Source organism: Paenibacillus sp. FSL R7-0333 (assembly GCF_038000365.1).
Taxonomy (GTDB): domain Bacteria; phylum Bacillota; class Bacilli; order Paenibacillales; family Paenibacillaceae; genus Paenibacillus_AQ; species Paenibacillus_AQ silagei.
On sequence record NZ_JBBOBZ010000001.1, the window covers coordinates 4452034 to 4474931 of the forward strand.

15 protein-coding genes are annotated in these 22898 nt (G+C 54.5%); 1 reads left to right on the forward strand and 14 read right to left on the reverse strand.

Features of this window, described 5'->3' with window-relative positions:
* Positions 1-21: 21 nt before the first annotated feature.
* From MKY86_RS18810 to leuC, 14 genes are all read right to left on the reverse strand, one after another.
* The gene (locus MKY86_RS18810; RefSeq protein WP_076079222.1) at positions 22-1044 is read right to left on the reverse strand and encodes a substrate-binding domain-containing protein; all 1023 of its coding nucleotides are present in this window, start codon (positions 1042-1044) and stop codon (positions 22-24) included.
* Positions 1041-2867, reverse strand: a complete 1827-nt coding sequence (locus tag MKY86_RS18815; protein WP_083685057.1) for a histidine kinase — start codon at positions 2865-2867, stop codon at positions 1041-1043. Before MKY86_RS18815 ends, MKY86_RS18810 begins: the two co-directional genes overlap by 4 nt.
* Positions 2868-2869: 2 nt before the next feature.
* Positions 2870-4519 (reverse strand): response regulator, encoded by a 1650-nt coding sequence (locus MKY86_RS18820; RefSeq protein ID WP_076079221.1) that lies wholly within the window; start codon positions 4517-4519, stop codon positions 2870-2872.
* A gap of 560 nt (positions 4520-5079) precedes the next feature.
* Complete coding sequence (locus MKY86_RS18825) at positions 5080-5544, reverse strand: GNAT family N-acetyltransferase (RefSeq protein WP_076079220.1); 465 nt, start codon at positions 5542-5544, stop codon at positions 5080-5082.
* Positions 5534-6724, reverse strand: a complete 1191-nt coding sequence (gene purT / locus MKY86_RS18830; RefSeq protein ID WP_076079219.1) for a formate-dependent phosphoribosylglycinamide formyltransferase — start codon at positions 6722-6724, stop codon at positions 5534-5536. The genes MKY86_RS18825 and purT overlap by 11 nt, the downstream gene beginning before the upstream one ends.
* A 474-nt stretch (positions 6725-7198) precedes the next feature.
* Positions 7199-10861 carry a dynamin family protein gene (locus MKY86_RS18835; protein ID WP_340827341.1) on the reverse strand — a complete coding sequence of 1221 codons (3663 nt, stop codon included), beginning with the start codon at positions 10859-10861 and terminating at the stop codon, positions 7199-7201.
* A gap of 372 nt (positions 10862-11233) precedes the next feature.
* Positions 11234-11500: a hypothetical protein gene (locus tag MKY86_RS18840; RefSeq protein ID WP_036697991.1), complete on the reverse strand. Its 267-nt coding sequence runs from the start codon at positions 11498-11500 to the stop codon at positions 11234-11236.
* A 2-nt stretch (positions 11501-11502) separates the two neighbouring features.
* Positions 11503-12210, reverse strand: coding sequence for an endonuclease III (nth, locus tag MKY86_RS18845; RefSeq protein WP_036697993.1), 708 nt, complete (start codon positions 12208-12210; stop codon positions 11503-11505).
* A gap of 212 nt (positions 12211-12422) precedes the next feature.
* The gene (locus MKY86_RS18850; RefSeq protein ID WP_083685051.1) at positions 12423-15239 is read right to left on the reverse strand and encodes an S-layer homology domain-containing protein; all 2817 of its coding nucleotides are present in this window, start codon (positions 15237-15239) and stop codon (positions 12423-12425) included.
* A gap of 23 nt (positions 15240-15262) precedes the next feature.
* On the reverse strand, positions 15263-15922 hold the full coding sequence (locus tag MKY86_RS18855; protein ID WP_076079218.1) for a GerMN domain-containing protein: 660 nt from the start codon (positions 15920-15922) through the stop codon (positions 15263-15265).
* A gap of 105 nt (positions 15923-16027) precedes the next feature.
* Entirely contained in the window at positions 16028-17467 is a 1440-nt protein-coding gene (locus MKY86_RS18860; RefSeq protein WP_076079217.1) for an N-acetylmuramoyl-L-alanine amidase family protein, read from the reverse strand.
* A 199-nt stretch (positions 17468-17666) separates the two neighbouring features.
* Positions 17667-19244 (reverse strand): N-acetylmuramoyl-L-alanine amidase, encoded by a 1578-nt coding sequence (locus MKY86_RS18865; protein ID WP_076079216.1) that lies wholly within the window; start codon positions 19242-19244, stop codon positions 17667-17669.
* Between the two features lie 191 nt (positions 19245-19435).
* Positions 19436-20038 carry a 3-isopropylmalate dehydratase small subunit gene (leuD, locus tag MKY86_RS18870; protein ID WP_076079215.1) on the reverse strand — a complete coding sequence of 201 codons (603 nt, stop codon included), beginning with the start codon at positions 20036-20038 and terminating at the stop codon, positions 19436-19438.
* A 29-nt stretch (positions 20039-20067) separates the two neighbouring features.
* A complete protein-coding gene (leuC, locus tag MKY86_RS18875; protein WP_076079214.1) occupies positions 20068-21492 on the reverse strand; it encodes a 3-isopropylmalate dehydratase large subunit in 1425 nt (474 codons plus the stop codon).
* Between the two features lie 168 nt (positions 21493-21660).
* On the opposite strand from leuC, the gene MKY86_RS18880 reads away from it, so the two are divergent.
* Entirely contained in the window at positions 21661-22572 is a 912-nt protein-coding gene (locus MKY86_RS18880; protein WP_076079213.1) for a LysR family transcriptional regulator, read from the forward strand.
* Positions 22573-22898 lie beyond the last annotated feature (326 nt).

Here is a 22898-nt window from a genome sequence, read left to right on the forward strand (position 1 = left end):
TGTTTAATTCTTAAATTTCTGCTACCTTACAAACGGGAACAGCAGCTTCTGATTCTCCGGCCACAGCATATTCTCCAGATCGATGAGCTTGGTGCCGGTGTCCACACGTTCGGGAATATCCATGCCTTCGAGTGCCTCCACGGCATATTTCACCGCCAGATACCCGTTGCTGAACGGATTCTGAATGACGGTCGCCTGCACCGTGCCATCCTGGAGCGATTCCATCATGGAGGGCGAGCTGTCAAAAGCAATCATTTTCACACTATCCCTATTAAGGCCCTGAATCACCCTGGCCGCGCCCTGTGAAGCAATCTCATTCAGGGTGGCAATACCTCGCAGATTGGGGTACTTGTTCAGCATCTCGCGGGTCAGATTTTCGGCGTCGGAGGTGCTGGAGGAGGTGTAGGCGATCTGTACGACCTTAACGTTAGGAAAGCGGGCGGCATAATTCAAAAAACCCTTTTCCCGCTCATCTGCATCCCGCGCACCATAGTCGATGCTGCCCGTCTTGCCGGAGTCCGGGGTAAGCGACGAATTGGTGAAGTTAATGATCCCGATCTCGCCATAGCCCCCCAGCAGCTGAATCAGCCGTTCGGCGGACTTCTGTCCGGCCTCGTACCCGTTCGACCCCACGTAAGTCCGAACCTTGGCCGAGCCGACCTCCGCATCGACTGAGATCACCGGAATTCGGGAATACGCCGCCTGATCCACGACCTGCGCCAGTCCCATATAGCTGCTGGCCGCGAGTATAATTACATCCGCCTTCTCCTGGATAGAATCCTCCACCATGACGACCTGCTCCTCAATATCACTCTCCGAATCGGGCGCCTTGAAGGTCAGATTGACATTGAATTCCTTCGCCGCAGCCTCTGCTCCGAGCTTCAGGGTGTTCCAGTAATCCCCTTTGTTCATCTTGACAATCAGGTGGATATTCCGCGTCTTGCTGGTGCTGATATAAGCTGGCGAGGCGTTAAAGCAAGAAGATACAGAGATCCACAGCACGCCGCACAGCAGCACGGTGAGCCATACACGCAGGCTTTTCACAGGTTCGTCTCCTCCTTCTGCTCATCCATAGCCTCTCCCGCCGGGAGGGCCGGGAACACAATCGTCACAACCGTCCCCTCTTCCAGCTCACTCTCAAAAGCAAGCCCGTACTCCCGCCCGTAATACAGGCCGATACGTTCGTGCACATTCCGGACACCGACCCCTGATCCGCTGGTGCTTTTGACGCTTCCGCTTAGAATGCCGTTCACCGTCTCTTTGGACATCCCGAGGCCGTTGTCGCTGACCCTGATGAGGATTAGCCCGTCCTGAAGCCCGGCGGTGATCGAGATCAGCCCCTCGTCCGGCAGCATTTCGATCCCGTGATAGAGCGCATTCTCCACGATAGGCTGCAGAATGAGCTTGATGGTCTGGCACTCTAGGACCTCCTCCTGCGCCGTGATCTCATAACGGAATTTATTCTTGAAGCGGAAGCTCTGAATCACCAGGTAATGGCGGATGTGGTCCAGCTCTTCCTGGATGGTGATAATGTTCTTGCCTTTGCTGAGGCTGATGCGGAAGAATCTGGAGAGCGACTGGATCATGGTGACGACTTCATCCGTTTTGCCGCGTTCTGCCAGCCGGATGACCGAATTCAGCGTATTGTACAGAAAATGCGGGTTAATCTGCGATTGCAGCACCTCAAGCTCACCCTTCCGCTTCGTCTCCTGCTCATAAATGATCTGCTCCATCAGCTGGCGGATACGCTGGAGCATCATGTTGAAGCGCCTCGACAGCTGCTCTACCTCATAGGCTCCGCTAACGTTAATCGGCGTATTCAGATCCCCCTCCGCCACCTGCTTCACAGTACGCTCCAACTTGCGGATCGGACTGGCAATCAGCCAGGACAGGAAGACCGACACCGCAATGACGCAGACCAGAACAACACCAAGAAACCACGCCAGGAACTGGTTCAGATCCCGCTTGGTGGTGACAATCTCATCGTAATAGGCGACCCCGACAATCTTCCAGCCGGTCTGCGCCAGCGTGCGTACGGTAATAAACCGCTTCTCCCCGGTCGATTCGTCCAGATAGCTGCGGTAGGCGTATTCCAGCACCGGCTCCACATTCTCATACTTCAGCCCGGCGTAGATGAGCTGCTGCTGCGGATGGTAGACGATATTGCCGAGCGGGTCGAGGATGTAGGCGTAGCCTCTTTTGCCCAGCTTGACCTGCTTGCTCAGTTCATCAATCGTTCTGAAGTTGAAGTCCAGCAGCAGCACACCGGTTCTCAGCTCCCCGTTCTCCCTGTATTGAATCAGCTTGGAGATGGAGACTACCCAGGTATACCTGCCCTTGAACAGATTCTGGATATGCGGGGCGGAATAGGAGATCTCGGAGGTACGCTTGGCTGTGGTGAACCAGCTCTGGCTCTCAAGCCCTGTGTTCATGCGCATCGTCTGCCCCGGCGTCCCAACCACATACTTCCCCTGGGGTGTAAAAACAGCCACGGACACCAGATCCTCGCGGCTGCTCATCAGGGTATCCATCCGTTCATAGAGCAACGGGGAATCGATGGAGGGCGTAGAGGTAATCTGCTTCTCGGCGGTCGCAAAAATACTGCCCATCCCCTTCACATACAGCTCCAGGTTATAGTTCACCTGCTCGATGATCTGCTGCATGTTGAGATTGGCATTCTCCTCGGCCGTGTTGGCGAACTTGCCGTACAGCATAATACTAACGATTACGGCCACCGCCGCAGTCACCGCCATGAACGTAAGCGTGATGATCAGCTGAATGCTCCGCAGCTTCGAGGACAGGCGCAGCCTGCCGCTCTTGCGGGACCCCGGCCGCAGCGGGAAGAAATAACCCCTCGGCTTGTTCATGGCTATTCTCCCCGCGCGCTGTTCTTATACTCTTTGGGGGATTGTCCGTATTTCTTGCGGAAGCAGAAGCTGAAATAGTTCGGGTCGGCAAAGCCGATCCGCTCGGCGATCTCGAACGCCTTCAGCTCGGTGGAACGCAGCAGCTCCTTGGCGGCCTCCAGCCGGATCTGCAGCAGATAGCTGACGAAGGTCATCTTCATTTCTTTTTTGAAAATGCTGCTGAAATAGCCTGTGCTGATATGCAGATGATGGCATACCCTGCCGATGGACATATCGGATTCTTCATAGTGGCTGCGGATATATTCCTTAGCCTGGTCAATGAGCTGCTTGTAGCTCGACTGGCGCTCCGAGGCGATGGAATCCATCAGCCGGCTGCATACGGTAATAATCCACTGCCGGGCTTCTTCCAGGTTGTTGAATTTGTTCATATCGCTAAGCGAGGTCAGGCCGGGTCCGATAAAATCATTCGTTCCGCTCCCGGATTCCTTCGCCACCCGCAGAATGGAGGTGATGATCTCCAGCAGGAAAATCTGATAATCCTGCGCCGAGACCTGCTCCGTATCCAGTCCCCGGAACAGCTCGTCCACTACTTCCCGTAGCTCCTGAATGGTGCCCAGCTTGATCGTACGGATCAGCGACTGCTGGGTCAGCTCATCATAGTCCAGCATCCGGCTGGACCGCGATTCCACATCCTCAATCCAGATGACCCGGTTGTTGCCGAGGATCAGCCGGTAATCAAGCGCTTGCAGCGCATCCCCGAAGGAATGGAACAGCATGGACGGTGCCTTGCAGACGGTTCCGGCCCCGGCAGTTACGGTCAGCTTGAGGAAGCGCTGCACATTCTGGCAGATCTCTTCGAGAATGGCGAAGGTTCTGGCAGTGATGTCACTCTCCTCCGGGCTCTGGCTGACCGAGAGCAGCACAACATCATCCCGGTGGATGAATACCTTGCCGAAGCCATGCTTCTGGCAGATCTCCTCCGCGATGTTCAGCACAGCATAGAGCTGGAGATTACGGTCGCCGGTATCCCGCAGGGAGACAGGCCGCTGAGCTTGAACGGCGGAAGAATGGTCCGGGCGGATATAATCGATGCTGATTACAGAGGACTGGAACAATTCACCGGTGAGGGGGATGCCGTACTCTGTGCTTTTCTCAGCGATCTCTGCGGAGCGCAGACGGCGGGACACCAAGGTGGAGAGGAACTGCTCGCGCAAGACTGGCAGGCTCTTACGGTAATGCTCGCTCAGCACGAACACATTCTCCTTCTCGGCGATCTCGGTCTCGATCGTGGCGCGAACCTTAAGCAGCACATCAATCAGCTCCTGGGACGAGAAGGGCTTCAGGATATATTCATCAATCTGCAGCTTAATCGCCTTCTGGGCGTATTCGAATTCATCAAAGCCGGTCAGAATGATAATCTTCGTATTCGGATGGCGGCTGCGTATCCATTCTGCGAGCTGCAGGCCATTCATGAAGGGCATCTGGATATCGGTAACGACCACATCCGGCAGCAGCCGGTCGATCGCATCCGCCGCCTCCCGCCCGTTCTCGGCCTGCTCCACGACCTCGAAGCCGTACTGCTCCCAGTCAATCTGGGCGATAATGCCTTCTCTTACATCTTCCTCGTCTTCGGCGAGTATTAATTTGTACATGCTTCATCCCTCTTCGGCATAGAATATGGAGGTTCACAGAACTATAATAGCTGATTCAAATGGCCCGATCTATGGTTATATAGAGAAGGCTGCGGATCTTGGGAAACACTATAGTGACTGATTTAGGGACAACTGTAGTGACAACTATAATCAATAGGAGCAATTCACTATATAGCGTGCCCTGATATAACGCAAGGGGAAATTATGTACATATTTTAGGGCAAGTGCTACTCATATAATTAACAAGTGGATTTTGTATACTTAATTTGATTATTTTAACCAATTAGGCTATTTCAAGTGGATAAATGACATTTATTTCTGCGGATTTACTCATAATACGGGGATTATGGACGAATAGATGTACTTTTTCCAACTGCTAGTTTGGACACGGGAATTTCGGGCGAAATAGATGCTCTTTTTCCACTAAATTCCGGGGGGAGCCTCGGGGAGAAGGCGAAACGGGGAGCATTCCCGACAAGCTGCGGCGGGGTTGCCGCGCTATCTCCAAAAAAAACCATCCCGATTACGCCGGGATGGGGATGTTCGGTACACGTATAGGATTATAGCAGGGCTTTGTTGAAGCGGTAGCCTGTTGTCTTTTCAAAGCCGATATGGCGGTAAAACGCATGTGCAGGTGCACGTTCAACGCGATTGCCGCTCCGCAGGAACAGCTGGCAGCAGCCCTGATGGCGTGCCCATTCTTCCGCTGCAGCTACGAGTCTTTTGCCAAGGCCTTGTCCTCTAAGCTCCTCTGCTACGATCAGCGCGGTAATCTCCGTAATACAATCGGCATGCTTGTAGTAGGACTTCACCTGCCGTAAACCGATCATTCCCACAACTTCGTTATTGAGCTCTGCGACCAGTGTGCAGTGGAACGGATCATGCTCCATGCCTTCCATTCTCTCTTTCATCACGCTAAGCGTTGTCGGATAGCCGAATTCACGCAAAAGGGCTGTCACTCTCTCCAGATCATTCATGCCGCATTTGCGAATTTGCAGTACCTGCTCCTGAGTACTACTGTTCATCCTTGTATACCTCCACTTGTAGCTTAGACGCAGCCTGCTTGGCCGTCATCCGCGCGATTTCAATATCTTCCGCTGAACTGAGTGTTACTGCCATCCGCCGTCCTGGGCGGATCTCCGGCTTGCCGAATATCCGGACCTGCGTGCGGGGAAGGGCCAGCGCCTCTTCAATCCCGGTCACCGCAAAAGCTTGTCCGGCTCCATCAGTCTTCAGGGTGGCCGAAGCTCCCGGTGTCAACAAACGTACCGCTTCCAGCGGAAATCCAAGAATGGCTCTGACATGCAGAGCAAATTCCGACAAATCCTGCGTAATCATTGTAACCATACCTGTGTCATGCGGCCGGGGGGACACTTCACTGAACAGAACCCCATCCGCGGTGAGAAACAGCTCCACACCAAAAATTCCATAACCGCCAAGCTGATCGGTAACCTTCCGGGCGATGGCCTCAGCCTCTTCCAGCTGCGCCCCGCTCATCTGATGTGGTTGCCAGGACTCTACATAATCGCCATCCTGCTGAATGTGGCCGATCGGCGGACAGAATACAGTTCCGCTAACCGAACGGACGGTAAGCAGTGTGATCTCGCTCTCAAACGTAACAAAAGCCTCCACGATGACGCGTGTTCCCTTCGCACGAGCGCCTTCGAGCGCCGTATTCCAGCAGCCTTCCGCATCCTCATGTGTTCTGCACACGCTCTGGCCTTTGCCGGAAGAGCTCATGATCGGCTTAATGACACAAGGCGTTCCCAGTTCCGACACGGCCTGGCGCAGTTCATCCAGACTGTCAGCGAACCGGTAGGCTGCTGTAGGCAGGCCCAGCTCTTCTGCCGCCAGACGGCGGATGCCTTCGCGGTCCATGGTCAGCCGTGCCGCACGGGCAGTAGGAACAACCAGGAATCCTTCTTCCTCCAGCTCCACCAGCGCCCCGGTAGCAATGGCTTCAATCTCCGGTACAATCAAATCGGGCTTCTCTGTACGGATAAGCTGCTTCAGTGCCTCTGCATCCAGCATGTCCAGTACATAAGAGCGGTGGGCCACGCCCATCGCAGGTGCCGCTTCATAACGATCCACAGCTACGGTCTCTACGCCAAGGCGCTGAGCTTCGATAATGACTTCCTTACCCAGTTCACCGCTGCCGAGCAGCAGCAGCTTTTTACTCCGGGCTGATAAAGGAGCTCCCCACATTGTCGACTCCAACCTCTTTTCGCAAATTTGTCTGCTGACTTCTCTGTTTCTGTAAAATGTCGCAGTTTGATTGTAAATTTTCAGTCTTCTTTATTTTCATCCATCATACACCAGATTGCAAGCGTTCTTCGACATTTTCCTACAAACTTCACAGATGGCTGTTCAACAGACTTGTGAAAACGGTTTTACTGTCCCTTTTAGGGGCGGCACCATTTCATTGAGAAATACAAGGATATGTTATCAAGTGCATTGAACAAATTCATCCTAACGGATGAATGGGATTACCTGCGCTCCGGCACAATGTATGCTGTTTTTCACATCCATTCCGCCTTTAGGTGAGATCAGATACGCTCCTGCTCCTCACGGCGAGTCTTCAGCCACATTCAGCCACAAAGTCACTCTATGCATCATTCAAAAACTCCCAACCACAAATTTACGCACACCTTGGCCACAACAGGAGGAAACTATAGTTTCCTATACAACGACGAAAGCCTGCTCCTGAAGCCGTAATTCTTCGGCGATCCGGCCCCAATGCTGCGCACCATCACCCCCTTTCAGCAGCGCCGACATGGCTGCCTCCTGTTCGGACAGGCCTTCACGCAGCTGATCTGCAGCCTGGGATAAGGCGGCTGCTGCTGCATCGGTATAGAATGTCAACAGAGAGTCCTCCTGTCCTTGCGCCGCCGCAGCCACCGCTTCTTTGAACCACGGCTCGGCAGCCGCGCGGATCTCTGCCCGGCCCGGCCCCTCGAAGAAGTGGCGCGGAGATTTGAAGCGGCTCCACAGTCCGGCCCAGTCCAGCGGAGCCAGTACGCAGTCCAGCTTCGCCGGTGCCGGCCAGCGCTCATCCGGATTCTCCAGCAGCTGAAGCTCCTGATCCGGGATGGACAGCTCGGCTGCAGCCGCTGTAGCCGCCTGGGTCACGAATCTGCGCCCTGCCGACTCCAGCCGCAGGGTCGTTGCCCACAGCTCCTGCTCCAGTTCACGCAGAATACTGCGCTCCAGCTCCCGCCCGCAGGCGATGAAGATGTCCTTCAGGTTCCCTCCGTCTTCCCGGAGAATGGAGGGATGGAAGGACTCCTGGAAGGAACGCCCGAAGGAAAAGGCAATCCGCTGCCGGACATGATAGAGCAGCTCCGCACCTTCTCGGCGCAGGTCCCGGAGCGGGCGGTCTTCCTTAGCAAGTGAGGCCAGCCGCAGATTCGCCGCTTCCCGGCGCTGGCGGAACTGCTTCATTCCTTCCTCCTGCTGGTCTGCCTCCATCAGCGCAAGGCGTTGCCATTCTTCCGCGCGCCCACGCACCGAGCTTAGACTGTCCCTGGCTGCTGCCAGAGACAGTCCCGGCAGTTCATCACCGGCGAACGCGGAGAGTGCGGCTTCAAAGCTGCCGAATCCCGAGGCCTCGTAGGCTTCCGCCGCTCCGCTTGACTTACCTTCCAGCGCAAGCAGGCTGGACACGCTGTAGATCCGCGGCGAGGTCAAGCCTCCAGCCCGCAGATTCTGCGCCACATGCTGCTTCACCTCTTCAAGCTCCGCCTCGTCCGCTGCGAGGTCTGCGGCGTTGATGATGAAGAACATCTTGTCGAGCGCGAAGCTGTCTTTGATTCTGCCCAGCTGGGCAAGCAGGCTGCGGTCAGCCTTGGAAAAGGCATGGTTATAGTAGGTCACGAAGCAGATAGCATCAGCATTCTTCATGTAACCGAAGGTTACACCGGTGTGCCGGGCATGCAAGGAATCCGCACCTGGCGTGTCCACTAATACAATGCCGCTCCGTGTCAGCGGGCTGTCATAATACAGATCCGTGCTCTGCACGAAACAGGCGCGCTTCTCGTCTGCGACCAGGCTGCGGTATTCGGCCAGACTGACCGTCCGCTCTGTTCCGAGCAGCGGACGGGATTCCTCCCATCCGGCGGCAGCTGCCCGCAGGAAGCCGGCATGCGGCAGCGCGGACGGATGGAGCCCGCCGGTCTGCAGCCGGGCCACGGCTGCGGTCCACGAGTCGTGCTGCGGCGTCGGCAGTTGCAGCACGCTGAAGGAATGGAGGATGTCCTCCCAGACCTCCTCCGCCCGCTTCATGGTGATGGCCGCCGTCCCGTGGGCGAAGCCGCCCTCCGGCGCCAGAATCCGCCCGACGGCAGCCGTTGCCGGATGCGGCGACACGGGCAGCACCTCTTCGCCCAGCAGGGCGTTGGCGAAGGAGGATTTGCCGGCGCTGAACGCTCCGAACAGCGCCATCGTGAAGCGGCCGCCGGCGAGGTCCTCCGCCCGCGCCGCCAGGCTGCGCGCAGCCGAGGCCATGGCCGGCTCGCTCCGCAGCACCCCGGCCGCCGCGTGCAGCGCCGCAGCGGCCTGCGTCAGCCGGCGGCGCCCGCCCGCCGGCGTTGCCGTTCCCGCCGCCCAGGCCGGGGCGGCGTTAGGGCTTGCCGCCGCTGCCACGCGCGGCGGCGGTTCCGGGCTGGCGGCGCTAAGCGCGCCAGCCGCCAGGGGCGGCACCCCCGGCAGCGCGCCGGGGGTGAGGGTGCGGCGCGGCGGCAGCAGCGCCGCAAGGGCGTCCGCGCGGGCGGCAGCCGCGCGGTCCAGGGCGGCCAGCGCGGCGTGGGCCGCAGCCTGCCGCCGCAGGGCAGCTTCGCGGTGCGCAAGCTCCGCGCGCCGCTCCTCCACCAGCGGCGGCAGCGCATCCAGCAGCGGCTCGCCGAAGGCCAGGACCGCGCGGCGGAACTGCGCCTTAAGCTCTGCCGCAAGCGTGCGGCAGAAATTAAGCAGCGCCTCGCCCGAAGCCCCGGTCCCCGGCTTCACCTGATCCGCCAGCCACTGCTGGCTCACCGCCGGGAAGGCCTGCTTCAGCAGCGGCTCCGCCTCCTCCTGCCACAGCTCCAGGCCTTCCGCCCACTCGCGCACCAGCTGAAGAGTGTGCCACTCCAGCTGGGCAGTGATCTCTCTCTGCTGAAGACTGTGCCAGTGCAGCAGCCGCGCTCCCTGCTCCTTCTCCCGCTTCGCAGCAGTGAAGAACAGGCCGCGCCGGAAGCCCGGCTGGAGGCTCTCGATGTATGCGCCCGCCGCGTCCCGCAGATCAGCCGGCATCAGATTCGTGTTGCCGAGCAAGGCGTCCAACCTGCTGCGCAGCTCAAGCCGCGCCTCTTCAGGCAGCTCCTCCAGCGATGCTTCCTCCTGCATCGTTGCCCGGATCTCTGCTTCCACAGCTTCCGCCGCTGAACCGCCTGTCTCTTCCAGCAGCGCCGCCCGCTCCTCCTCCTGCTGCTCACGATAATCCGCCAGGACAGCATCCGCCGTATGATGCATGGAGCGGGACAAGCTGTACTCCAGCAGCTCCTGCCGCTTCTCCAGCAGACCGGAGATCACCGCCAGCAGATTTTTCCACTGATTCAGCGGATGCTCTTCCACCTTAAGCGAAGTGAACAACAGTCCCGTAGAATGAATCCCCCATTCCCGGAAAGCGCTTTCCACTTGCTGCCGGTATTCCTCCAGCGGAATTTCCTGCTCCCTGTGCTTATCGATCTGATTAATGATCAGGTACAGCGGCTTACCCCAGTCGCTAAGGCTTTTGGCAAACGCCAGATTATTCTCCGACTGTACATGATTGTAATCCATCACATAGAACACCGCATCCGCCAGATGCAGCGCCGAGCGGGTCGCCGCCTGATGGCCCTCGTCTGTCGAATCTACGCCGGGAGTATCCATCAGTACCCCGTGATTACCCAGCACCGGGACATCCTCCCACACCTCTATCGCTGAATATTCAGTCCCCTGGCGGCAGTAATCCTGAAGCCGGTCAGGCGTAGTCTGGATCACCCCGGGATTCCCTCCGGTGCTTCCGTCCACCGGATGGAGCAGCACCTGCGGTGCTCCGCTGCGGATCGATACAATATTGGCGCTGGTTGGAACCGGACCCGAAGGCAGCACGGCCTTACCGCAGAGCTTGTTAATCATGCTCGACTTCCCCGCCGAGAAATGTCCGCAGAATGCGAGTGTCAGCTCATCCGCCTGCTCCTTGACCTTTAGATCCGCTACGATCTGCGCACTCTTCTGTTCTCCCCATTGCCTCAGCCGCTCCTCAAGCAGTCTAAGCGCTGATGACCCCGCTGTAACCTGCTTCACTCTTTCCCGTTCTGCTCCCACAACATCCCCGCCTCCGCTGCAATCTATAGCTTCTTTCATTATTATTACATTTGTATGATTTATCTCACTGCAAGAATAGAACAATTATATTTTATCATCAGATCGTCACAAATCAAATGTCCACATTTACAAAATCAGCTATAAACCTTCACGAAAAACAAGATTTCGCAGATGGCTTTCCAATCTCGCCCGCACATCCTGCTTATATGGGTTCGCAAAATAACCCCACAAAGTGGGGCTTTAGCGTAGGTGATGACTTAGGTACTTTGCGTGAACCCCAAAACATATAAATTCTTATCTGTCAAAAAAAGAGGCTGCCCCGTCAGCCACTTCATGGCTATGGGACAACCTCTCTAATCAACTCCAACCGAATTAAGCTGTTTCCAGCACGGGAAGCAGGATTTCAAAGACTTTGCCGTGCTGTAGAATGGTCAGGCCACGGGATTTGTCTTTCATTACGACAACCTCTGGCTTCGCGGACATACGCTCCAGGTAGAACTCAGGCACATCGCCGGAATGGCTGATTGTGATGCCTTCCACTTCCTGCTCTTCGTTCTCTTCCATCGGGCTGTCCACAACGCGGTCAAAAATATCAGAGAACGCTTCAAAATTATCAGTATATACAGAAATGCACTTCATCTCTATCCCATCCTCTTCTTCTCTAATTCTTGGTTAGCTTTCGTATGATCCTTAGCTTTCCTGATTACAGCAGTTTTCATACGTTTTTTGCCCTCCCGGCATACATCCAGCAGCGGGCAGATTTGGCACCCGGGATTCTGAGCCTTACAGTGATATCGCCCGAAAAAGATCAGCCGGTGGTGCGTCAGCGTCCATTCGTCACGCGGCACCGCCTTCATCAGCTTCTTCTCCACTTCCAGCACCGAATCTTTCCAGCCCGCAAGTGCGAGCCGTTTGGCTACCCGTTCCACATGAGTATCCACGGCAATCGCCGGAACGCCAAACGCATTGGAGACGACCACATTGGCAGTCTTGCGTCCGACACCAGGCAGGGTTACCAGCAAATCATGGGCCTGCGGCACTTCACCCCCGTACTGCTCAATCAGGATTGCGCAGAGGTTCTGAATATGCTTGGCCTTGTTGCGGAATAGACCAATCCGCCGGATATCCAGCTCCAGCTCTTCCAGCGGCACTGAGATATAGTCGATCGGCGCCTTGTACTTCTGAAACAGGTCCTCGGTCACCTTGTTCACTGTTGCATCCGTACATTGGGCTGAGAGCAGCACGGCTATTGTAAGCTCAAAAGCGTTGCTGTGATTCAGCTCACAATGTGCATCAGGGAACATGCCTCCGATAGTGTCCAGGATGTGGCGGACCTCTGCAGCTTTCATAGCGTCCCCTCCACGGAGCAGGTATGACTGCAAGTTCTCTTACAGCATATCTTCTCAAATCTGAAGAAATATAAGCAAAGATACATTATATCGTATACTTTCATAGCGTTCAAGCGAACACCCTGCTGCCCTTATATTTCAAAAAAAACGCCTTGATCCAAGGCAAAACCAAGGATCAAGACGGTGTTTCACACGGAAAATCACCAAAACGATTATTGTTTCACAATTTCTACAACCTTGCCGTTGTTGAAATACATTATAATATTATCATTTTCTTTGAGAGATTGCACGGATAAAGTCGTGTCACCTTGATGAATATATACATTTGGGGCAAGCCCAAACGTATAATTATCAGTCAGCGTGGCGCGTTTGGTCAATATTTCATTCGTTGCGCTCTCATAACGGGCGAACGTCCGGTTCAACTGACTGAACACGGAGATGATCACTACACCGCTGGCATCCTTACGCACCAATACCCGGTCTGCTGTGGTAAGTCCGCTCAGAGCGTTCGTTGCAACCCCGTCCCGGAGGATCCTCACTCCGCTGCCCGCAGTGAAAGGCTGGGAGGCTCCCGTATAATCCTTCACGGTGAACGTACCTGCTGCGGCATCCACTGCCGTTACCTGTCCGGCAACCTGTTTCACCGACTGCAGGGACAGCGGTGTGGAACCGTCGAAGCTGAGATTCACGAAATCTCCGGCCTTCAGCTCAGTCAGCGCGATCTTCTGGCCTGCTTCGTTGGTAAGCGGCACATTCACCAGGTTCAGCTCGCTGCTGTTGCTGCCACCCTCAAGCTTCACGGTCATTTTGTTAGTGCCCGCATTGATGGTAGCAATCTCGAACTGGGACGACCCGTTCACACGCAGCACAGAGATGAGCTCCTGATTGCTGGCAAGCACTGCCGTTACCGGCACATTGAGCGGAACATCGGTGATGACTGCCCCGCTTTTGCCAAACATTTCAATGGCCTGCGGATAAGACATCGTCAGCAATTGTCCGTTGCCCAGCTTGAACACAATCGTTCTGGCCGAAGTATTGATAGCCGTCAGCGTGCCGGAATATTTGGTCGTCAAATCAACAGACATTGCACGCTCATTAATGGAGGTCACATCAATCTTGCGGTTCTCAACCAGTCTGGACCCCATCGTGGTCAGCGAAGTGGTAAGCAGTCCGCCGTACGACATCTTTGTTTTCTCATCCATTTTGACTACATGAGCCTTGCCGTTATTGTCCGTGAAGGTCAGGTACTGGGTCTTGGTGTTATAATCCACAACGGTAGCAGCCGCGTACTGTTCAATCTGACGGCTCAGCACCTCAATCTTGGTCACCTGATCATTGCTGTTCAGCGTAAGCTGCACATTGTCTCCGCCTGTTTTGTCAGCAATCAGGTCAGCCATCACCGGACTTACAGCATTCGGAATCACAATGGCCGGATTAGTAGCAAGCAGATTGACCTCACGGGTGCCATCGCTCTTCTGATAGACAATTGTTGAATCTGTCAGCTCATAGATGAAGCCCTTCACTATGCGTTCCACTCCCGAGGTTACTTCCACGGAACGGATCGCATTATCCTTGATAGTATAAGAGACAGCAGCACCGGCTTTCAGCTCTGCGGGCTGAATAATAGAGCTCTGGGAGCTGAACAGCGTAGTCCCTTCTTCCCATTTGAAGGTTTCTACTGTGCCGTCGGCATTCTTGAATGTAATGCTCTTGGCAGCAGTGTCAACGCTTTGAACCGTGCCTTTAGCCGTCTTGTTCACAATACCGGAAGTGACCTGCACCTTCACAACCTTGCGGGAACCGGTGAAGGTTTCACGCAGCAGCGTAAGCTTGCTGCCGGCGGTAATCGAAGCAGGCTGAATAACGGCTCCATTCACATCCAGGAAGGCCGTGCCTGAATCGTAGGGATACTGATCATATCCGTTCGCGGAATCGACCCAGATGATACCCGGCGTATGCTTGGTGAACACACCTTCCGCCTGCTCAACCTGAACTGCCGGGTCTGTCAGCTCTACATATGCTGCGCTATAGGTGGCTCCAATTACAGTTACTTTCGTATAGGGCTGAATCTCGTTCAATGTAATGCGATTCTCGGAAGTACTGGTGTAGTAGGCGGTATTGGCATTCAAAGTGAATTCCAGCGTATTGCCGTTAGTGTACAATCCCAGCTTGCCGTCCTTGAGAGCACTTATTGTTCCTTTGAACGTATTGTCGTATTCCAGGCTATTATGCGCTTCAGCACGGCTGAAGAAGGTAGCCAGCTGTGCACGGGTCACAGCGCCTTGCGGATCGAAGCGGTTGCCGGTTAGCCCGTTAGCCAGTCCCAGCTCCACCGCTGTGTTAATATAGCCGCGTTTGTTCGCGGACACTTTGGCATCATCTGCAAAGCCTGTCGGCCGGCCCGCAGCCGCAGAAGCGGATGCACTCTGGCCAAGCGCACGGATCAACAGCTCAGCGACCCATTCACGGCTGGCCTTTCGCTCGCCCCACGAGCTTTTTAGATTATCTGCAGCCATCTCCGTGGTCTTATCCAGCAGTCCTTGCTGGAAGGCCAGGATTACATATGGCTTATAATAGTTCGTAACAAGGAAATCATTAGGCAGCGCAACTTCGGTACTGGTGTTCACATTTCCCTGCAGCTTCATGAAGCGCAGCGCCATCAGCACCGCTTCCTGCTGGGTCACAGAATCGCCAGGACGGAACAGGCCGTTATTGCCGACCACAATTCCCTGAGTTGCCAGCTTATAGATATGCTTTTCGGCCCAGAAGCCCGTCTTGACATCACTGAAGATCCCTGAACCAGTTGCAGCCGTCTGCGAAGTCGCTGCAGCAACGGTTGCTCCGGTTGAAGCGTTGTCGGCAAAGGCAGCGCCTGCCCCGCCAAGCACCATCGCACCGGCCAGAACGGCAGATACCGCTTTTACAGAATAAGATTGAACCGTACGCTTTAATCGTTTTGGACCGGACAATTCGATATTCCCCTCTCTATGGCTTATCTGGATTTCTATGTTGTTAATTTCGTTAGCCATCCGGCTTATTCCTGCCAAATAGCCTACAATCCGTTATTCTCGCGTGTGATGGGATGCACAAGATCCACATGCCCCATCAGACTCTCCACCTGTTCTCCGTCTACCAGCACATCGATATTCTTCACTTCATCGAACTGGAAGAACATCTGGGACAATGCGCCGATCGCCAGAGCCTCGCCGCCTGCACCAAGCTGTGCCTCATCCGGCTTATGAATATCCATCACAATCTGTCCATTGGAGAATTCTAGTGATTTCAGTTCAATCTTGTTCCACAGCGGAATCTGGTCAGCATTATCGCTCTTCTGGAGTGTTTTGAAGGCTTCCTTATATTTCTCCTCCGCATCCTTGAAGGTGATGGAGACATCAGCAGGAACCAAGTCGTTCTGTTGCAGGTCTGTATAATACGTCTTGATCTTAAGGCTCTGCTTCTCAGGCACTGCTGGTGCCTCCGTAGCCGCCGGAGTGACCGTTGCTGCAGGCTCAGGCGTGCTTGTAGCTGCCGGTGTGGCAGCGGGACTAGCGGGACTGTCATTCCCGGCATTGTTTCCTTCAGCGCCGCTGGATACCGAGGTTGAATCCTGACCGGACGCATCGCCCGGTGCAGCAGTAGGTTTATCGCCGCAGCCCGAAATTACGAGAAGCAGCAGCGCAGCGATCCCTGCATATGTCAATTTCTTGTTCATTTGATTAACCCCCTCAGATGAATATGGGCAGGAGGGACCGCAAAGTCCTTTTGACCGCAATATAGGGTCTTTATCCGACTCTGCGGCCCCTGCTGCCGCCCGTTGTTATTGAATCCCGAGATACTCTTTAATTCCGCTGACCATCGATGCGGCTACATTGTTCTGCAGTGCTTCAGTGAACAGCAGAGCCTCGTCTTTCTTATTGCTGAGATAGCCCACCTCAAGCAGTACCGCAGGCATCTTCGTCTCGCGTATCACATGGAAGTTGCCGTAACGCACTCCCCTGTTGCTAAGCCCGGTCGCCTGCACAAGATACTTGTGCATCACATTGGCCAGAGCCTTGCTCGCGTCCCGCTGATAGTAGGTCTCCGTTCCGCTCGCAGCCGCTGATCCGCTGCTGTTGGCATGAACGGATATGAACAAATCTGCACCGAGGTTATTGGCGATTGCCGCCCTTTCCTTCAGTTCCAGGAAGGTATCATCGCTGCGCGTCAGTACCACGTCAATCTTGTTCTCCTGCCGCAGCAGCGCAGCCGCCTTCAGAATCACAGCCAGGTTGAAATTCTTCTCATATTTGCCGGTAACGCCTACAGCCCCTGAATCCTTCGCGCCATGTCCGGCATCGAGCACAACCAGCTTACGCCCGCTGTTGCCGGGCTGCGTTGAAGTGTCGCCTGGATCCTGTGCGTTCAAATCAATGACAATGAGCTTGGAGGAATCTCCCGATACCTCTACGCTATAATTTTTTGGGGTATTAAGATCAATTACAAATCGGACAGTATAAGGATTAGTGCTATACAGCGAATAGCGGATACCGGAGACATCCGGATAATCCGTAACTGTCAGGTTCCCGTTCAGGTCAGGATCAAGTATTTGTCCTGTTCCGAATATATCCGAGAACGTGGCATTCGGCAGATCAACGATGATTCGGTCCGGTCCGCTGATCTTAGAGACCTTAGGCTCGGCATTGCCGTCTATGGCAATCGTGAACCGGTTCTCATTGAAGCTGATGCCGTTGATCATGCTCACGCTGCTTGAGGGTTCTCCCGGCGGCACTACAACCGTCCCTCCGTCCCCATTACTTTGTCCCGGGTCAATGTTAGGCTCGGAAACGGGCGGGGTAATAAGATCTACTACCTTCTTCGTGTTATCCCATTTGACCGTAAGTCCGAACTGCTCACCAATGAACCGGATCGGTACGAGTGTCGTGCCGTTCCGCAGGAGAGGGGCCGTTGACATAATTACCGTCTTGCCATCGACGGATGCCGCAGTCTGATCTACGATCAGCTGAATGGTCTTTCCCTGCTGTTCAATCTTGATGGTCTTGCTTGTCTGATTCCAATCCACCTTGTATCCAAGGTTCTCAGCGATCATTCTTAGCGGCACCATGATGGAGTTATTTACATTTTCCACCGGAACGTCTTGTCCTGCATTCAGTTCCTGGCCATCCAGGAAGATCTTGTTCTGGCCAGCAGCGGCTTGTCCATGCCCTGGCAGCACCACAACAAAGAGCAGCAGCAACAGCATAAAAGCAAATTTCTTCATTCTTCACCTCTAAGACTCTAGTATTCCGCCCCCAATCGAGCGTTCTTGATGGCATGCCAACTGACAACCTTCGACATAGTGTAGACGCCTTTAGAACTTAAAAGTTGCGAATAAATCCCAACCAAAGTGGAAATGTCTGTGTATTCCCTATAGCTAAAAGGTATGTAGTGCGGTTACAGACAACTCCGCTTATGCAGTGTTACAAACCAAGATATTCCTTAATTCCAGCTGCGATTTCGCGGGCCAGATTATTCTGGAGCTGTTCACTATACAGGCCTGCTTCATCCCCCGCATTGGTCAGATACCCGGCCTCCAGCAGAATCGCAGGCATCCGGGTCTCCCGGGTAACATGCAGACTCTTCGAGCGGACGCCATTGTCTTTGAAGCCGGTTCCCGCTACCAGATGCTTTTGCATAATTTCGGCAAGCGGCAGGCTCTCACTGCGGCTATAGTACGTCTCACTTCCGTTAACTTTGCTGCGGTTCGGATAGGATACATCCAGTGAATTCGCATGAAGGGATACGAACAGCGTAGCATTCGCCGCTTGGGCAATCTTCACACGATCCTGAAGACCCAATGTAATATCCGATGTACGGGTGTAGACGACATCAGCCCAGCCTTCCTGCGTCAGAATAGCTCCGGCTTTCAGGATGACCGCGAGATTGAAGGTCTTTTCCAGCTTGCCTGTAAGACTAACCGCGCCCGATTGCTTCCCCCCGTGTCCGGCATCAAGCGCAATAATCGGTCTTCCGGTGAATCCCGGATTCACCGGTGCCCCCGTTTCACTGCCTGTTACATTGAGATCGATTGTGACTAGTCCTGTACTCTCATCTGTACTTACCTGATAATTCTGGTAGCCCGTAGTCTGGATTACGAACCTGACCGTCGGGGGATTCGTACTGAACAATGCATAACGTATTTCAGTTACAAGCGGGTAGCCGCTCACATCCAGCTTGCCCTGCGGACTTCCTCCAGTAGATACGCCCGGGAAGTTCCCGCTGAAATCAGGGGCAAATGCCGCTCCGGCAAAATCCACTACGATCCGATCGGGTCCGGTAACTCTCGTAACCGTAGCCTTGGCTCCTCCGGCAGCGGCTACAATCAGCCGGTTCTCGCTGAATACCGCCCCTTTCACTACAGGGGATGTAGCTGGCGGAGTCGGAGCAACTATAACACTTCCGTCCAATTCCTCCAGAGTCTCTGTGCCGCTCTGAGGCGGAGTGGTTGGTGACGGGGACTGAACTGCCCCTGGAGCCGCTTCGGTTGATTCTGATGGAGCTGGGGTGGCTGACGGCAGCAGATCTGAAGCGACTGGCGCTGTATCCGTTATCCCTCCGCTCAAGTACACCGTCTTATCCGTATTGTCCCACCCGACGCTAAGACCAAATTGCTCACTGACAAAGCGGATAGGCACCAGTACCGTCCCGCCGTTCTGCTTAGGTGCAGCATTGAGCGTCAGGTTCACTCCATCGGCTTGTGCGGTGGTACTACCGACTGCAAGCTGTACGGATTTGCCGTCCTGCTGGACAGTTACCTTGCGGCTGCTCTGTTCCCACAGCACTTCGAAGCCCAGATTCTCCACCACTACACGGATCGGAATCATAACGCTTCCATTCACGTTCTCGAGGATTACCCCCTTGGGCAGTGCAAGCTCCTTGCTGTCCATCACGATCTTACCGGGGGTTGTTCCGGCTGCCGCAGCTTTGTGGCCGGCGAATGACAGGAGGAGCAATGGCAGCAGCAGTAGAAGCAACACCCGTTGTCCGGCTTTCTTCATCCTTTCCTCTCCTTTGGTCCATTGATAGATTTGCAGATAAGATTAAGACGACAATAATCCCCAAAAGTTGCCTTCGCAGGCAATAATATCTCGATTATAGCAAAAAAACTTCTATTTCCGACACCCGGAAATAGAAGTTTTGTGTAAATACTAAGAATAAATATGCTTCAGCCGCTAACTTAACTTAGCTCTTAGGCAAAAAGCTTGGCTGCATGACGCTCTTCATAAGCAGCAATCTCATCGGCATGCTGAAGTGTCAGGCCGATATCATCCAGCCCCTGCAGCAGGAACTGGCGGCGGTGCTCATCCAGCTCAAAGGTGATGGCCAGACCATACTCATCACTCAGCTTGTTGTTCTCCAGATCCACTGTAAGCGTGTAGCCCTCATGCTCTGCCGTGCGGCTGAAGAGATCGTCTACCTGGGCCTCCGAGAGCTTGATCGGCAGAATGCCGTTCTTGAAGCAGTTGTTATAGAAAATGTCGGCATAGGATGGCGCTATGACCACTCTGAACCCGTAATCCATGATGGCCCAAGGCGCATGCTCCCGGGAGGAGCCGCAGCCGAAATTCGCGCGGGAAATCAGCACAGAGGCTCCTTCATAACGCGGTTTGTTCATCTCAAATGCCGGATTGTCATTCCCTGCTTCATCAAAACGCCATTCGTAAAATAAAAACTGTCCAAAGCCTGTGCGCTCGATCCGTTTCAGGAACTGCTTGGGGATAATCGCGTCCGTATCTACATTAACCCGGTCTACCGGGGCTACAATTCCTGTTAACTTCTTGAATTCTTCCATTGCTGAATCCTCCTGCTCTCTCAATTATTCTATGAGTTGACGGCTTCCGTCTTGTAGTTCCAGTCACGCACATCCGTGAAGCGTCCTTTGATGGCTGCCGCAGCCGCCATGGCAGGAGAGACCAGATGCGTGCGTCCTCCGCGTCCCTGACGTCCTTCGAAGTTACGGTTAGAAGTAGAAGCGCAGCGCTGGCCCGGCTGCAGAACATCCGGATTCATCGCCAGGCACATACTGCAGCCGGCTTCACGCCATTCAAATCCAGCTTCGGTGAATACTTTATCCAGACCCTCCTTCTCGGCCTGCATCTTCACGCGCCCGGAGCCTGGCACAACAATAGCTGTAACTTTGTCAGATACCTTATAGCCTTTGGCTACTTCAGCCGCAGCCCGCAGATCCTCAATCCGGCCGTTGGTGCAGGAGCCGATGAAGACATAATCAATTCCGATCTCGGAGATCGGTGTACCGGGAGCCAGATCCATATATTCAAGCGCCTTCTCGGCTGCTTTGCGTTCATTCTCGGTAGTGAAATCAGCAGGGTTCGGTACGGTGGAGTTGATATCCGTTCCCATACCAGGGCTAGTTCCCCAGGTAACCTGCGGGATAAGTGTTTCTACATCGAATTCGACCACAGTATCATACTGGGCGCCTTCGTCACTAACAAGGCCCTTCCAGGTCTCAACGGCGGCATCGTACGCTTCACCCTGCGGCACATATTGACGTCCGCGCAGATAGTTGAAGGTTGTCTCGTCCGGTGCGATCAGGCCCGCTCTTGCTCCGCCTTCAATCGACATGTTGCAGACGGTCATGCGCTCTTCCATCGACAGCTCACGGATAGCTTCGCCGGTATATTCGATAACATAGCCAGTTGCAAAGTCCGTTCCGTATTTGGCAATTACGCCGAGAATCATGTCTTTGGCAGTCACACCCGGATTACGTTTGCCGATGAAGCGCACTTCCATGGTTTTGGCCTTGGATTGCTGCAGACACTGGGTGGCAAGCACATGCTCCACTTCGCTGGTGCCGATCCCGAAGGCCAGTGCACCGAAGGCTCCGTGTGTGGAGGTATGGCTGTCCCCGCAGACAATCGTCTTGCCGGGATGGGTCAGGCCAATCTCAGGTCCCATGACGTGAACGACACCTTGGTCAATATCATTCAGGTCAAACAATCTTACGCCGAAATCACGGCAGTTCTGCGAGAGCGTATCAATCTGCTGCTTGGAGATCGGATCGGTAATATTGTAACGGTCCTTGGTAGGCACGTTATGATCCATTGTCGCAAAGGTAAGTCCCGGACGGCGGACTTTACGGCCGCTCAGACGCAGCCCTTCAAACGCCTGCGGAGAAGTAACCTCATGAACGAGATGCAAATCGATATAAATAATGCTCGGCTTGCCTTCTTCCTGATGAATAACGTGATTATCCCAAATCTTCTCAAACATTGTCTTGTTGCCCATGAATTTCACCTCATAATAGTAGAATCGTTCCTAATGAAGAGAGCGTGGAGTCTCTCTTGAATGTTCTAAATATAACATCGCCACGTTTATAATTCCAAGATATGATTTCTATAGGGTTTATAGGTTATACTTATAAACAGATGATCTACTCATTAAAGGAGCTTATGTATGGAACTCAGACAATTGCAATACACGCTGCAGATTGCTGCAGAACGGAATTTCTCCCGTGCGGCGGAGAAGCTGCATATCGCCCAGCCCTCGCTCAGCCAGCAGCTGTCGAAGCTGGAGAAGGAGCTTGGCGTGCTGCTCTTCCAGCGTAATACCAGCTCGGTGGAGCTGACCTATGCCGGCGAGAAATTTGTGGAACAGGCCCAGGGGATCATTGATGCCGTTGAACTGCTGCGGCAGGAGATGTCCGATATCTCCCAGCTTCGCACTGGACGCGTAATGGTTGGCAGCATGCCGATCACCGGAGCACATCTGCTCCCGCATGTGCTGCCTGTATTCAAGAGCAAATACGCCGAGGTTGAAATCACCCTGCTGGAGGACTCATCCATGAATCTGGAGAAGCTGACAGCCAGCGGCCAGACGGATCTCAGCCTGCTCTCCCTGCCGCTTGAAATTCCAACCCTGGCCTACGAGGTGCTTGGTGAGGAGCGGATCGATCTTGCCGTTCCGCCGGGACATCTGCTGGCCGGCCGTGAACCGCAGGGCATCCGCACCAGCCTGGCCGAGCTTAAGGATGAACCGTTTATCGTGCTTAAGGAAGGCCAGGGCTTCCGTAAAATGACTGTAGAATTATGCCGCGGGGCCGGATTCGAGCCGCGGATCGTCTTCGAGAGCAACAATATGGAGACAGTCCAGTCGCTGGTTGCTGCCGGGATGGGCGTTACTCTGGTGCCCCACTTTATTGCACGCGCTGCCAGGAGTGAATTCGTGCCGGTCTACCTTCCGCTGGCTGAGCCGGTGCCAGGCCGGACGCTGGTCATTGCCTACCGGCGCGGACGTTACTTGTCCCGTGCAGCCGAAGCTTTTATCGAGACCTTCAAGGCAACCGTGGCCGGACTGACCGATAACTAGCCATAGCACACAAGCGGGCGGTGCACTCATCCACAGCTACTTTATCCCGCAGGATAAACATAAATCGGTTTGCCTGCACAGCATGAAAAAATTTATCCGCGGCTCTTTGCAAACCCTGCTGCCCCATGGTATCCTAAGTGACAAATAGTGAAACGTGCTGACGGGACCAGTAAGAATGGACGTATATTCGTGTGCAGAGAGTAAATTCCTGAAGGCTGGGAGAATTTACCGCGAATGACCATTCTGAATCCTACCCCTGAGCGGCCTGCCATGCAGGACGGATACTCCCGTTATGAGAATGAAGTCGGATGAACCCTCATCAATGA